Below are 13,526 nucleotides of genomic sequence, written 5' to 3'. Positions count from 1 at the left end.
TCACCGCGCTGTTCACCGCGTTGGTCACCGCGTTGGTCCCGGTGGTTCTCGGGGCTGCGCTCAGGGGGGTCCGCGGGGCGGGGGGCGGGGGGCGGTGGGTTCGCCGTGGTGGGTGAGGTGGATGCGAGTATCGGGCAGGAGATGCGGTACGCCACGCCGCGGAACTTCACCGGGGCGGTCGTGGACGGTTACGACGAGCCCGTCTGCCTGCTCGCCCGGTCCGCCGCCGAGGCGCTGCGGCGGGCGCAGCGGGAGGTGCTGCGCAGGGGGTACTCGCTGCTGGTGTACGACTGTTACCGGCCGCAGCGGGCCGTCGACCGGTTCGTGCGGTGGGCCCGGGACGGGGCGGATCAGCGGACCAAGGCGGAGTTCTATCCGGAGGTGGCCAAGGACCGGCTGATCCCGGAGGGGTACATCGCCGAGAGGTCCGGGCACAGTCGCGGCAGCACCGTCGACGTGACCTTGACGGAGCTCGGCCGGGGGCCCCTCGACATGGGGACACCGTTCGACTACTTCGATCCGCTCGCGCACACCGACAGCCCTCGGGTGACGGGCGCGGCCCGCGAGAACCGGGATCTCCTCAGGCGGGTGCTCGGGCGGCAGGGGTTCGTGAACCTGCCCCAGGAGTGGTGGCATTTCACGTACGCACCGGAGGCGTTCCCGGACACGTACTTCGACTTTCCCGTCTCTGTCGCCTCCGTTCACCGCTGAGTACCGTGCCCGCATGACATTCAGTTCGTACGAGGAGTTCTGGCCCTACTACGTCGCCATGCATTCCCGCGCCGCCACGCGCTGGATCCACCTCACCGGCACCCTCACCGGTCTCGCCCTGACCGTTTACGGGCTGGCGCGCGGCCGGAAGCGCTATCTCGCCGCGCTCCCCGTGATCGGGTACGGGACGGCGTGGCCGGCGCACTTCCTGATCGAGCGGAACAACCCCGCCAGCTTCGGCAATCCGGGGTGGTCGCTGCGCGGGGACGCGCAGATGATCCGGATGATGCTGGCCGGGCGGGACGCAGAGCTCGGCGAGATCGCGCGGAAGTGGCTCGCCGAGAACCCGTGCGAGGAGTGCGCTCCCGGGGGTGCGCTCCCGCTCGTTCCCTGACAGACTCCTGACGGTTCGTCAGATGTCTGTTTCGGGAGGGGTCTTGGAACGCACACGCACACCCGTGGTCAGCGGATGGTTCACCGAGGAGCATGCGGACGGCGGGTTCCGCCTGCTCGGCACCCGGTGCTCCGCCTGCGCCGCCGTGTTCTTCCCGCGCGAGGACGCGTACTGCCGCAATCCGCGCTGCCCGGGTGGCGGCGAGCTCACCGAGACCCCGCTGTCCCCGCGCGGCCGGGTCTGGTCCTACACGGACGGGCGGTACCGGCCGCCCGCGCCGTACGTGTCCGACCCGGACGCGCCCTGGACCCCGTACACGCTGGTCGCCGTGGAGCTGGAGGCCGAGGGGATGGTCGTGCTCGGGCAGGCGGCGCCCGGGGTGGGCGTCGGCGATCTGGCGGTCGGGATGGAGGTCGAGGTGGTCGGCGGGGTGCTGAACGTGGACCCCGAGGGCCCAGACGGCACCGTCTGGACCACGTGGAACGTCCGGCCCGTGGGGGTGGTGGCCGGATGAGCGCCTCCGTCGCCGACGTCGCCGTCCTCGGGGCCGGCATGCACCCGTGGGGCAAGTGGGGCCGCAGCTTCGTCGAGTACGGGCGGGCCGCCGCCCGGGCCGCGCTCGCCGACGCCGGGCTGGACTGGACCGACGTGCAGTCGATCGTCGGGGCCGACACCGTGCGGTCGGGCTACCCCGGCTACGTGGCCGGAGCCACCTTCGCGCAGGCGCTGGGCTGGCAGGGCGCACGCGTCACCAGCGTGTACGCGGCCTGCGCGTCCGGCGCCCAGGCCATCGGCGCGGCCCGGGCGCAGATCCTGGCCGGGCTGGCCGACGTGGTGCTGGTGGTCGGGGCGGACGCCGCCCCCAAGGGGTTCTTCGCGCCGGCGGGCGGGGACCGGCCCGACGACCCCGACTGGTTGCGCTTCCGGGTCCTGGGGGCCACGAACCCGGCGTACTTCGCGCTGTACGCCCGGCGCCGCATGGCCCTCTACGGGGACACCGGTGAGGACTTCGCGCAGGTCAAGGTGAAGAACGCGGCGGCCGGGCTGCTGAACCCGAACGCCCGCTACCGCAAGGCCGTGACGGCCGAGGAGGTGGCCGCCTCGGCGATCGTCGCCGATCCGCTGCGGCTGCTCGACATCTGCGCCACCTCCGACGGGGGCGCGGCGCTGGTGCTGAGCAGCATGGACTTCGCGCGCTCGCGGGGTGTCGCGGACCCGGTGCGGATCCGGGCCGTGTCCACGGTGACGCCCACGTACCCCCGTACCGTCCTGGACCTGCCGGACATCGCCACCGACTCGACGACCGCGGCCGTACCGGCGCCCGGCTCCTTCCGGGCCTCGATCGCGCGGGCCGCGTACGAGGAGGCGGGGCTCGGGCCGGACGACCTCTCGCTCGCCGAGGTCTACGACCTGTCCACCGCGCTGGAACTGGAGTGGTACGAGGACATCGGCCTGTGCGGGGAGGGCGAGGGGGCCAAGCTCGTACGGGAGGGCGCGACCGCGCTCGGCGGGCGGATCCCCGTCAACACCAGTGGCGGACTCGCGTCGTTCGGGGAGGCGGTGCCGGCGCAGGCCATCGCCCAGGTGTGCGAGCTGACCTGGCAGCTGCGGGGCACGGCCGGGGAGCGGCAGGTGCCGGGGGCGCGGGCCGGAATCACCGCGAACCAGGGGCTGTTCGGGCACGGTTCGGCGGTCGTCGCGGTGCGGTGACATGCAGGGGGCCGCTGAACAGCGCCTGCTGTCCGAATGCTTGACGACCCCCAGTGGCGGGTTCACACTCTCTCCACGGTCCCGCGCCGCGACCGGGACCCCGGATCCCCCCATGAGAGCTGCGGCCCGTACCCCAGTCGGCGGGGGTACGGGCCGCCTCCATGTCGCGGCCCGGGGCTGTGGCGTGTCCTCCGGATGGGGCCCCGCCGTCAGGCTCCCGCCGTCAGGCTCCTGCGGCGGGCCCTGGCCAGGGTCATCGCGTGCTCCACGACCCCCACCAGGACGTCCTTCACCGACTCCCGGTCCCGTGCGTCGCACAGCAGCACCGGTACCTCGGGGGTGAGGTCCAGGGCTTCCCGTACGGCCACCACGGGGTGCTGGTCGGCTCCGTCGAAGCAGTTCACGGCGACCACGAAGGGGATCTCGCGCCGTTCGAAGTAGTCGATGGCGGCGAAGCAGTCGGAGAGCCGTCGGGTGTCCGCGAGGACGACGGCGCCGAGCGAGCCCTGGGCCAGCTCGTCCCACAGGAACCAGAAGCGGTCCTGTCCGGGGGTGCCGAACAGGTACAGCACCAGGTCCTCGCGCAGGGTGATGCGCCCGAAGTCCATGGCGACCGTGGTGGTGCTCTTGCCCTCCACTCCCCCGGTGTCGTCGATGCCGCGGCCCGGCTCGGAGAGGCGTTCCTCCGTCCGGAGCGGTCTGATCTCGCTCACCGCACTGACCAGGGTGGTCTTGCCCACCCCGAAACCGCCCGCGACCAGGATCTTCAGGGTCAGCGGCTCGACCGGCGTCACGGCATGCATGGCGCCGGTGCGGCTAGAGCGCCCGAAGGCCATCGATCACCTCACGCAGAATGGATTCGTCGGGGAGTTCGGCCGGGGGGACCGGCCGGGTCACGTGCACCAGTTCGTCGTCGACTAGATCGCCGATCAGAACGCGTACGACCCCGACCGCGAGGTCGAGTTCGGCCGCGAGTTCCGCGACGGACTGGGGGCGCAGCCGGCACAGCCCGAGGATGTGGGCGTGTTCCGGCGACGGGGCGGTGTCCCCGGCCGGGTCGTCGGCCGCGGATTCCGCGACCACCAGCGCGATCAGGTCGAGGCGGTGCTGTCCGGCGTGGCTGGTCCGGCCGCGGGTCATCGCGTACGGACGCACCACCGGACCCGCGTCGTCGTCGAACCACTGGTCGGGTGCGGCGCCGGAAGCCGTGCCGGCGGTGTGGGCGGGGTGGTCCTGGCCTGGATCGCTCATGCCGTCCGACTCACCCTCCGGCTGGCAGCCCGGTGCGCGGTGCGGTCGCCAGGTGGTCACCGACTCGCTTGACCATGAGGGTCATCTCGTACGCGACCTGGCCGACGTCGGAGTCGGCGTCCGCGAGCACCGCCAGGCAGCTCCCGTCGCCGGCCGCCATGACGAAGAGGAACGCCTCGTCGAGCTCGACCACGGTCTGGCGGACCCTGCCGGAGTCGAAGTGGCGGCCGACGCCCTTGGCGAGGCTGTGGAAACCGGAGGCCACGGCGGCCAGGTGTTCGCTGTCCTCGCGGGTGAGGTCCTTGGAGCTGCCGGTGGGCAGGCCGTCGCCGGAGAGGACCACCGCCTTGCGGATGCTGGCGACCCGGTCGACGAGCTCGTCGAGGAGCCAGTTGAGCGGGCCGGAGCCGCGGCCCCTGGTGTCGTTGCCGGACTGCGGTGCGGTCATCGACCGTCCCCTTCGTTCTCGCATCCGGGACCGGTGGCGGCAGGGGTGCCGGCCTCGGTCGGGGACTGGTGTGGTGCGTTCTGCTGCGCTTGCTGTGTCTGGTGGGGCTGCTGTGCCCGTGTCGTCTGATCCGTCTGATCCGCCTGGTTCGCCTGACCTGCGTGCTCCGCCTGCTGCCGCGCATGCTCGTCGCGGCCCGCCGTCCAGCCGCGCTGGAGCGAGGACATGCGGCGGCGTACGTCCTCCGCGTCGCGGTCGGCCGCCGGAGCGGCGGCTGATTCGGCGGGTGCCGGGGCCGGGGCGTCCTTGAGCTGGGGCGCCAGGCTGGCCTGGCGGATCCGGCGGGGCAGGGTCGGCCCGGGGGGCGTCGCCGCGGGGTGCGCCGGGCCGTCGGGGGTCTGCCCCTCCTGCGCGGGGTCCGGGACCGCCGAGACGGGGCGGGGCTCCACACGGCGGCCGTGCTCGGCCACCAGGGTCGGGGTCGGCCGGCGGCGCGGGAGGGGGACGGCGCCGGGCGAGCGGGCGCCGTCGGGGCGGGCGGAGTCCGTGCGCGCCGGCTCCAGGCGGACCGGGCCGGTGGGCGGCAGGGGCTCCCGCTCGCGGTCGCGGTGGTCACGGTCCCGGCGGTCGCGGCTGCGGTCGCGGTCCCGGTCGTGGCTTCGGTCGCGGTCGCGGAAGCCGTCCCGGCCCGCGTCGCGGTCGGTGAGCCGGGCGCCGCCGCGCTCGGCGGGGGCGTCGGTGGACCGGTCGCCCTTCCAGAGGCCCGCGCGGTCGCCGGAGCCGTCCGCGGCCCGCTCGCCCATGCGGTCCGCGATGCGGTCGCCCTTGCGGGGACCGCCGCGGTCGGTGTGCCGGTCCGTGTGCGGGCGGGCGGCCTGGCGCAGGCCGAGCAGCGAGTTGCGCGAGATGCCGTTCGGCGGGGTCTCGTCGTCGAGGGTGGCCATGGCGGGCCTGCCCTTGGCTCCGGAGACCCCGGTGAGCCCGGTGGCGCCGGCGGAGCCCGCGATGCCGGTGGGGGTGCCCTCCGGGACCGGGCCGGGTTCGTCCAGCCCCAGCATGCCGATCGGGGCTTCCAGCTCTACGGGGCCGCGTAGTTCGGCGTCGGCCGGGAGGCGGCGGTCGGCGCCGCTGCCCTCGGCGACGGCCTTCGGACGGGCGGAGCCGACCGGGCCGCCGACCGCCTTGCCGCCGGCCAGCCGGATGCCGGCGCCGTTGGTCTCGGGAGCCTCCGTCAGCAGGGCCACCGGGAGGAAGACCACCGCGGTGGTGCCTCCGTAGGGGCTGATCTGGAGGCGGACCTTGACCTCGTGGCGGTGCGCGAGCCGGCTGACCACGAACAGGCCGAGCCGGTCGGTGTCGGAGAGTTCGAACTCGGAGGTCTCGGTGAGGCGGAGGTTCGCGTCGAACAGCGCCTCGGGGGTCATACCGAGGCCGCGGTCGTGGATCTCCAGGGTGAAGCCGTTGGCCACGCGCTCGCCGAGGACCTGGACCGCCGTGTGCGGCGGCGAGAAGACGGTGGCGTTCTCCAGGAGTTCGGCGATGAGGTGGGTGACGTCGGCCACCGCCGGGCCGGCGATGCCCAGGCGCGGCAGCCGGCGCACCTCGATGCGCTCGTAGTCCTCCACCTCGGCCACGGCGGCCCGTACGACGTCCATCAGCTGGATGGGCTTGCGCCACTGGCGGGAGGGCGCGGCGCCGGAGAGGATCACCAGGCCCTCGGCGTGGCGGCGCATGCGGGTGGTCATGTGGTCGAGGCGGAAGAGGTCCGCGAGCTCCTCGGTGTCCTCGGTGCGCCGCTCCATGGTGTCGAGCAGGGTGAGCTGGCGGTGCAGCAGCACCTGGTTGCGGCGGGCCAGGTTGACGAAGACCTCGGACACCCCGCGGCGCAGTTCGGCCTGCTTGACGGCGGCCTCGATGGCCGCGCGCTGGAGGGAGTTGAGGGCCTGGCCGACCTGGCCGACCTCGTCCTTCTCGTACTCCAGGCGGGGGGCCTCGGTCTCCACGTCCACGAGCTCGCCCGCGGCGAGGCGGCGCATCACGCCGGGGAGGCGGATGCCGGAGACCTCGTGGGCCTCCTTGCGGAGCCGGGAGAGGTCGCGGATCAGCTCGCGGCCGATGCGTACGGACAGGACGAGGGAGACGATGAGGGCGATGAACCCGAGCACCCCGGCGAGGGCGGCCTGGACCAGGACGTCCATGGCGACGGGCTCGACGCGCTTCTGGTAGCGGTCGCCCGCGGCGGTGCCCATGACGGCGAGGTCTTCGAGCACCTTGCCGGCGGCGGCGTCCCACTGGGAGGCGGTCACGTTGCGCGGGCTGTGGGTCGGCCCCTGGACGAGGAATCGTTCCTCTGCCTCGCGCAGGGCGCGGCTCTCCGGGTTGTTCCAGTACTGCTCGAACTCCTCCCGGTCGGCGGCCGGGAGGATCGCGAGGTTGAACTCGTAGAGCAGCTTGCGGTTGGCCACGAAGTCGGAGACGTGCCGGATGTCCGCCTGGCTGACGTTGCGGGCGGCGAGGGCCCCGGCGACGAGGGCGTCCTCGCGCGAGAGCGTCTCGCGTGCGCGGGTGACGCCGACGAGGGCGCGGCCCTGCTTGTCCATCTCCACGTCCTGGAGCGCGTGGAGGTTCATCAGGAAGTCGTAGCAGGGGTCCACGAGCCGGTTGTAGAGCTCCAGCGCCTGGTTGGTGTCGAGGGAGCCCCCGTCCACCGCGTCGCGCAGCGATCCGATGCTGCGGAAGGCTTCGAGGATGGAGCTCAGGTGCCGGGCGCCGGCCGGGGTGAGTTCGTCGACGACCTCGGGGTCCTTGGCGTCGGCGGAGATCCTCTCGACCGCCTCGTTCGTGGCCGTGCGGCTCTCGGCCAGCTCGGTGGTGGCGTTGGAGGCGCGCGGGTCGCCGATGACCACGAGGGTCTGGCGGCGCTCCTTCTGGATGACGCGGACGACGTCCTCGACGGGGTAGCCGACCTTGTCGATGACGTAGGCGACACCGAGCAGTTGGACGGCCTGGCGGCCGGTGATCACCGTTGCGAAGCCCCAGAGGGCGGTCAGGGAGACGAGCGGCACAAGGAGCAACGCCACGATCTTCCGGCGGATGGACTTCCCGCGAAAGCGCATGGCCTCCCCAGCCTCCCCAGCTCAACCCCGTTACCGGGGGTTGGTGTTCCGTCATTTAAACGGCGTGAGCCTACTACTGCCACGGCGAACCTTCGAAGACCTGTCCGGACGTTTTCGGCCTGAGCCCTGGACGAAGATCACGAGTTGTCCGATAGTTCCCTGAAGTGCGGCCCGATATGTGGCAGATGACACTTGGTGGGGCCTCGGTTCCCGTAGCGGAATGGATGGCTGGAATTCTTCGTTCCGCGATACTTCGGGGCGCCACGGGAGTCCGGGATCCGGGAATCTCTCGGCCTCCCCGTGCGTCTAGCTGTTCGGGGCGGGCATGAGCGGCCGTGTGGAGGGGAGGGAGCGGACCATGGCGAAGAGGTACGAGGACGACGGTGCGGGGCCCGGGACGCCACGGGGGCGGATCCTGTGGGTGGACCAGCCGACGGGCCGGCGGCGCATGCCGGACCCGGTGCGGAGGTCCGCGGTGCGGGCGGTACTGATCGTCGCCGTGACGCTGACGGACGCGACGATCGCCTTCTTCCTGACGGTCACCGGCTCCTGGCTGGCGCTTCCGCTGTCGCTGTGCGCGATAGCGGGGACGGTCGTGGCCACGTGGGGCGTGCTCGACGTGCTGATCACCCGGCAGACGTGGAACCAGCGCTACGGGGTGCTCTCGGAGCCCAGCAGTACGGCGCGGGACCGGCGGCGCGAGCGCCGCAGGGCGCGCCGAGAGGCCCGCTCGGCGCCTCCGCTACCGCCCCGCATACCCGTACCAGGGCGCGGGGAGACGACCGGCATCTGGCCGCCGCCGACGGGCACGGGGCGGGGCTGAGGCGGGCCCTGGCCGTGTGCCCGGACTGACGTCCCGGGCCCGGGCGGGGCCCCGGCAAGGCCCCGCCGGCAAGGGCCCGCCGGACGGAGTCCGGCGCAGCGGCGCGAAGCCGGGGAGGCCCGCCAGGGCCGAGGCGTGCGAGCGGCGCGTCAAAAAAGGCGCGGCCCGCCAGGGCCGAGGCGTGCGAGCGGCGCGTCAAAAAGGGGGTCAGCTCCGGCGGTACATGCGGGTCGCCGTGATCTCGCCGTGGATCGTCTCCCCGTCCGTGAACTGCTGGGGCAGGCCCGGACGCAGGTGTTCCTCGACGCTGATGTACTTGAGCCCCGCGCGCAGGTCGGCGTCGTTGCGCAGCCGGATGACCAGCGGGAACTCGGCCAGGGCCGTGGTGTCGAACAGGCCCGTGGTGTACAGGAGCTGGACGCCGAGCGCGTCCGAGACGGCCCGCTGGAGTTCCAGCAGGTACGTGGCGTTCGCGCGCCCGATCGGGTTGTCGAGGAAGAGCGTGCCCGCGTGCCGGTGCTTGTCGCGGCCCCGGTCGTTGCTGCGGAGCGCGGCCATCGTGCAGTACAGGGCGATGGCCGCGGTGAGGAGCTGGCCGCCGGAGAACACGTCGCCCATCTGGCCGACCGGGACCCGCTCGGCGCGCAGCACCGCGTCGGGCTTGAGGATCTCCACCGCGATGCCCTTGGGTTCCAGTGCCGCCTGGACCCCGTGCAGGAGCAGCGACATGCCGTCGCGGCGGCCCTCGCCGAAGGAGGCGGTGCTGTTCTTCTTCACGGCGGCGCGGGTCGCCTCGTCGATGACCTCGCCGAGCCGCTCGGTGAGGGTGGCCTGGTCGGGCTCCTCGAAGCGGATGCGCAGGAACTCCTGGCCCGACCACTCCCCCAGGCCCTCGGGGAGCTGGGAGAGCCGCTGGGCGGAGCGCAAGGTGGCCAGGGCCGACTCCACGAGGCCGCGCAGCCGGTCCACGATGCTGTCGCGGTTGCGCTCCAGCTGCGCCAGCTCGTCGGTGAGGACGCGCAGCCGGGGGGCGAAGGCCACGGCCCAGGCCGCGGCGTGCTCGGGCAGGGCGGAGGCGGGCAGTTCGCGGATCTGCTGGCGCGCGGGGGTGCGTACCTGCTCGTAGCGGTTGGCGTTGGCGTGCCGGACCAGGATGTCGCTCGCCTCGCGGACGGCGGCCTCGGCGGCCGACAGGTCGGCGGCGCAGGCCCGTAGCGAGCGGCGGGCCTCGGTGGCCGACTGGCGGGCCTCCTCCAGGCTGCCGGGGTGGGCCACCGGCTCCTGCTCGTCCTCCTGGTGGGTGTGGTCCCGCAGGAGGTCCCGGAGCATGGCCGCGGTCTCGTCGAAGCCGCCCGCGCCCTCCTCGGCGGTGCGGTGGGCGCGCAGCAGGTCGGCGTGGGCCGCGCGGGCGGACTCCACGGCGGCGGTGTGGGCGGCGAGTTGGGCGGTGGCGGTGCGGAGCCTGGCCTGGGCTTCCTCGACGTTGTCGGGGATCAGCTCCTCGGGCAGCTCGGTGTGCGCCTCGCCCTCGGCGGGGGCGTGCCGTTCGGCCTCGCCGCGCAGCCGGCCGAGCTGCTCGCTCGCGGTGGAGGCGCGGGTCTCCAGCATCTGTACGAGGGCCTCGGCGCGGGCGGCCGCGGCCTGGCGCGAGGGTCCGTCGGCACCGTCGGTGCCTTCGAGGAGCTGGGCCGCGCGGGTGCGGACCTTGTTGGTGAGGCGGTCGAGTTCGGCGAGGGCCACGCTCTCGTCGCTCTCGGCGCGGGCCTGCTCGGAGCGCAGGTCGGCGCCGACGCCGACCTTCTCGTAGAGCTGGGAGGCGGCGCGGTAGGCCTCGCGGAGGGCGGGGAGCGGCGCCTTGGCCGTCCCGTCATCCTCGGGCAGCGGGTCGGGGGCGCCGGCGACCTCGGCGCGCTCGGCGCGCAGGGCGCGGGCGGTGCGGCGGGCATCGTCGGCGGCGCGCTGGGCGGCCCGGCGGTCCTCGTCGGCGGCGCGGGCCCGGTCGAGGCAGACCTCGGCGCGGGCCTCGGACTCGGCGGCGTCGTCGGCGAGTTCGCGCAGCTTGGTCTGCCAGCCGGCGCGCTCGCGCAGCCGGTAGGCGAGGCCCGCGAGGGCGTCCGCGACGCGGCGGGCGCGCTGGGCGGTGTCCTGCCGCTCGTCGCGGACCCGGGCGGCGTCGGCGGCGGCCTCGTCGGCCTCGGCGCGTACGGTACGGGCCTCCGCGAGCTCGGCGTCCGTCTCCTCGGCGAAGCCGCGGGCGGCGGCCGCCTGCTCCGCGAGCTCGGCGAGGCGGCCGGGCGGGCAGCCGGTGCGCCAGGAGAGCAGCCGGGCGGCTAGCTCTCGGTCGCCGGACAGGCGGGCGGCGAGCTCGCGGATGTCGGTGTCGCGGGCGGTGGCGCGGGCGCGCAGCGCCTGGCGCTCCTCGTCGGCGGCGTGCTCGTCGTGCATGGCCGGGTTCGGCGGCACGATGAAAATACCGAAGATGCCGGACCCGGTGGCGTCGCCGGCCGGGGGAACCGGCGCCAGCAGGGCCGCGGCGGTGCCGACGGCGACGGTGGAGCGGGGCAGCAGGGCGGCGCCGGAGAGGACCTCGCGGGCCCGGGAGTGGGTGTCTGGGTCGGTGATGACCACCCCGTCGACGAGTTCGGGGCGGGCGGCGAGGACGGCCGCGTGGTCGGCCGGGTCCACGGACTGGGCGAGGTAGCGCCAGCCGGGGAGGGCCGGGATGCCGTGTTCGCCGAGGAACTCGACGGTGGCGAGGACGTCGGGGCCGGGCGGCAGCAGACCGCCGTCGCCGAGGGCGCCGAGGATGCGGGAGTCGTCGGCGGCGGCGGTGCGCAGGTCGAAGAGCTGGCGTTCGGCGGATGCGACCCCGTCGGTGAGCAGGGTGCGGAGGTCGTCGGCGCCCCGGTCCAGGTCCTGGACGGTGAGCCAGCCGGTGGCGACTGCGCGGGCCGCGCCCGGGGCGGTCGGGGCCGTGCCCGTCGCGGTGCCGTGCAGGCCGGTGGCGCCTGCGGCACCAGAGACCGGGCCTCCGGCTGCCCCAAGAGCACCGGGAGCACCCGCAGCGCCTCCGGAGCCGGTGGCGCCATGCGTGGCGTGGTGCCCCGCGGCCTCGGCTCCGGACTCGCCGCCCGGCGTACCGCCGTCGGCGCGCGGGGACGGGGCCGCGGTGTCGGGGGCCGACGGGGCTCCCAGCAGGGCGGCCAGGCGCGGGGCCCCGGCGAGGGAGGCGGCGGCCCGGTGCTCGGCGTCGTGGGCCGCCTCGGCCGCATCGGCGGCGTCCGCGGCGCGGGCGGCGGTGAGTTCCGCGCGGGATTCCACCCCGGCGGCCTCGCGGGCGGCCTCGGAGGCTGCGCGGGCGGCCTCGCGGGACTCGTCCCAGGCGGCGACGGCCGTCTTCTCCGCGTCGGCGGCGGCCAGGGCGGCGCGCGCCGGGTCGGCGTCGGGGGCGGAGTCGTCGAGCCAGCCGGCCCGGACGGCCTCGGCGGTCTCCTGCTGGACCTCGGCGAGGCGGGCGCGCAGGTGCTCGGCCTCGCTGCGGGCCCGCTGCGCGGCCGTGGCGGCGGCGGTGGCGGCGCGGTGGGAGGCCTCGCCGGTCTCCTGCAGGACGGCGGAGCGCTCCTCCTCCTCGTTGGCGGCCCGCTCGCCCTGCTCGGCGGCGGCGTGCAGGGCCCGTACGAGCTCGGTGGCGGCGGTGGCGCGGGCGGCGAGCGCCGGGGCGGCGTCCCGCTCGGCCTCCAGGATCGCGGCGGCGACCCGGGCGGAGCGGTCGGCGGCGGAGCGGTGGCGCAGGACGTGCTCGGCGGCCTGCCAGGCGGAGTGCAGGGTGCGGGCTTCGAGGAGTTCGCGGCGCTGCGCGGCGGCGGCCTTGTCGGCGACGGTCAGGGCCAGCGAGGCGTGCCGGTAGGCGAGTTCGGCCGAGACGGCGGCGCTGCGGGCGCGCGCGGATTCGGCGGCGGTGACCTGGTGGGCGGCGCCGGTGACCCGCTGCGCGAGGTCGGCGGCGCGGCCGCGCTCCTCGCCGGCCCGGGCGGACAGCCGCCGGGCGAGGGTGCGCGTACGGCGTTCGGCGCCGGCGTGGACGTCGCGCAGCCGGGAGCGGACCGCGGCGGCTTCGACGATCTTGGTGAGGAGGTCCACGGAGCCCGCGGTGAACTCCCGTTCGGCCATCAGCTCGGCGCGGCGGCCGAGTTTGTTGCCGAAGCCGTGGACGAGGTCGGCGAGGCCGTCCGTGTCCCGGGTGTCGGTGACGGCGCGCAGCAGCAGGTCGGTGAAGTCGGAGTCCTTCTTGACCGCGAAGAGGCCGGCGGCCTCGCCCTCGTCGGCGTTCATCTCGCGCTGGTAGCGGAAGAGTTCGGGGTCGAGGCCGACTTCGGTGAGGTGCTCGTTCCAGCGGTCGTGGATCTCCTCGAAGTACACCTCCAGGTGCGGGTACGCCTTGCCGGCCTCGGTCAGGGCGTCGCGGAAACCCTTCATGGTGCGGCGCCGCCCCTGGGCGCCGGAGGCGCCTTCCACCGGCGGGCGCACCGAAGTGGCCTCGGCCACCGGGAGGTTGTCCAGGCTGAGCCCCGGGCCGGGGCGGAAGGAGTACCAGGCCTCGGCGAACTTGCGCGGGTCGTTGGAGACTTGGCGGCCGCGCCACTCGCTGACCTTGCCGACGACCACGCACTCGCCGGTCTGGGTGTGCTGCCACTCCAGCGCCACGTGGCCGCAGTCGTCGGCCAGCAGGAACTTGCGCAGGACGCCGGAGCTGGCGCCGCCGAGGGTGTTGCGGTGGCCGGGCAGCATCACCGAGAAGATCAGCTTGAGCAGGACGGACTTGCCGCCGCCGTTCTCCAGGAAGAGCACGCCGGCGGGCGCCGGGCGGCGCGGCGGGCCGGTGGGCTCGTCCTCGAAGAACTCCGCCTGGGCGGGCGCCGGGTGGGGCACCGGCTCGCCTACTCCGCGCAGGTCCAGCACGGTGTCGGCGTAGCGCGCGCCGGCGGGCCCGATGGAGTAGAGGCGGATCCGGGACAGCTCGTACATGGCGGCGGACTCTCGTGGTCTTTCGTAGGTCGTACGGGGACGGGTGGC

10 protein-coding genes are annotated in these 13,526 nt (G+C 74.6%); 5 read left to right on the top strand and 5 right to left on the bottom strand.

Annotation, left to right across the window (positions count from 1 at the left end; translation table 11 throughout):
* Nucleotides 1-54 precede the first annotated feature (54 nt).
* From AC061S_RS37530 to AC061S_RS37515, 4 genes are read left to right on the top strand one after another with little or no spacing between them, the layout of a single operon-like run.
* A complete protein-coding gene (locus tag AC061S_RS37530; protein ID WP_478690353.1) occupies nucleotides 55-711 on the top strand; it encodes a M15 family metallopeptidase in 657 nt (218 codons plus the stop codon).
* A gap of 13 nt (nucleotides 712-724) precedes the next feature.
* Nucleotides 725-1,105, top strand: coding sequence for an Mpo1-like protein (locus tag AC061S_RS37525; protein ID WP_478690352.1), 381 nt, complete (start codon nucleotides 725-727; stop codon nucleotides 1,103-1,105).
* 43 nt (nucleotides 1,106-1,148) lie between these two features.
* Nucleotides 1,149-1,619 (top strand): Zn-ribbon domain-containing OB-fold protein, encoded by a 471-nt coding sequence (locus tag AC061S_RS37520; protein WP_478690351.1) that lies wholly within the window; start codon nucleotides 1,149-1,151, stop codon nucleotides 1,617-1,619.
* Complete coding sequence (locus AC061S_RS37515) at nucleotides 1,616-2,815, top strand: lipid-transfer protein (protein WP_478690350.1); 1,200 nt, start codon at nucleotides 1,616-1,618, stop codon at nucleotides 2,813-2,815. Before AC061S_RS37520 ends, AC061S_RS37515 begins: the two co-directional genes overlap by 4 nt.
* 209 nt (nucleotides 2,816-3,024) lie before the next feature.
* Here the strand turns inward: AC061S_RS37515 and AC061S_RS37510 are convergent, their stop codons facing one another.
* From AC061S_RS37510 to AC061S_RS37495, 4 genes are read right to left on the bottom strand one after another with little or no spacing between them, the layout of a single operon-like run.
* Nucleotides 3,025-3,651, bottom strand: a complete 627-nt coding sequence (locus AC061S_RS37510; RefSeq protein ID WP_478690349.1) for a GTP-binding protein — start codon at nucleotides 3,649-3,651, stop codon at nucleotides 3,025-3,027.
* Nucleotides 3,632-4,066, bottom strand: a complete 435-nt coding sequence (locus AC061S_RS37505; protein WP_478690348.1) for a DUF742 domain-containing protein — start codon at nucleotides 4,064-4,066, stop codon at nucleotides 3,632-3,634. The genes AC061S_RS37510 and AC061S_RS37505 overlap by 20 nt, the downstream gene beginning before the upstream one ends.
* A 10-nt stretch (nucleotides 4,067-4,076) precedes the next feature.
* Nucleotides 4,077-4,514: a roadblock/LC7 domain-containing protein gene (locus tag AC061S_RS37500; protein WP_243341589.1), complete on the bottom strand. Its 438-nt coding sequence runs from the start codon at nucleotides 4,512-4,514 to the stop codon at nucleotides 4,077-4,079.
* Nucleotides 4,511-7,630: a sensor histidine kinase gene (locus AC061S_RS37495; RefSeq protein WP_478690347.1), complete on the bottom strand. Its 3,120-nt coding sequence runs from the start codon at nucleotides 7,628-7,630 to the stop codon at nucleotides 4,511-4,513. The genes AC061S_RS37500 and AC061S_RS37495 overlap by 4 nt, the downstream gene beginning before the upstream one ends.
* Before the next feature lie 358 nt (nucleotides 7,631-7,988).
* Between AC061S_RS37495 and AC061S_RS37490 the strand changes: the two genes are divergently transcribed.
* Nucleotides 7,989-8,453, top strand: a complete 465-nt coding sequence (locus AC061S_RS37490) for a hypothetical protein (RefSeq protein ID WP_478690346.1) — start codon at nucleotides 7,989-7,991, stop codon at nucleotides 8,451-8,453.
* Between the two features lie 207 nt (nucleotides 8,454-8,660).
* Here AC061S_RS37490 and AC061S_RS37485 read toward each other — a convergent pair whose 3' ends face one another.
* Nucleotides 8,661-13,478, bottom strand: a complete 4,818-nt coding sequence (locus tag AC061S_RS37485) for a hypothetical protein (protein ID WP_478690345.1) — start codon at nucleotides 13,476-13,478, stop codon at nucleotides 8,661-8,663.
* Nucleotides 13,479-13,526 lie beyond the last annotated feature (48 nt).

Source organism: Streptomyces sp. CA189 (assembly GCF_056428985.1).
Note: the sequence above shows the minus strand (reverse complement) of the source record. Positions and strands in the feature narration are given on the sequence as shown.

Excerpts from the sequence above, each read along its gene's own strand:
- AC061S_RS37525 (WP_478690352.1), top strand. The coding sequence starts at position 725 with ATGACATTCAGTTCGTACGAGGAGTTCTGGCCCTACTACGTCGCCATG.
- AC061S_RS37515 (WP_478690350.1), top strand. The coding sequence starts at position 1,616 with ATGAGCGCCTCCGTCGCCGACGTCGCCGTCCTCGGGGCCGGCATGCAC.
- AC061S_RS37510 (WP_478690349.1), bottom strand. The coding sequence starts at position 3,651 with ATGGCCTTCGGGCGCTCTAGCCGCACCGGCGCCATGCATGCCGTGACG.
- AC061S_RS37505 (WP_478690348.1), bottom strand. The coding sequence starts at position 4,066 with ATGAGCGATCCAGGCCAGGACCACCCCGCCCACACCGCCGGCACGGCT.
- AC061S_RS37500 (WP_243341589.1), bottom strand. The coding sequence starts at position 4,514 with ATGACCGCACCGCAGTCCGGCAACGACACCAGGGGCCGCGGCTCCGGC.
- AC061S_RS37495 (WP_478690347.1), bottom strand. The coding sequence starts at position 7,630 with ATGCGCTTTCGCGGGAAGTCCATCCGCCGGAAGATCGTGGCGTTGCTC.
- AC061S_RS37490 (WP_478690346.1), top strand. The coding sequence starts at position 7,989 with ATGGCGAAGAGGTACGAGGACGACGGTGCGGGGCCCGGGACGCCACGG.
- AC061S_RS37485 (WP_478690345.1), bottom strand. The coding sequence starts at position 13,478 with ATGTACGAGCTGTCCCGGATCCGCCTCTACTCCATCGGGCCCGCCGGC.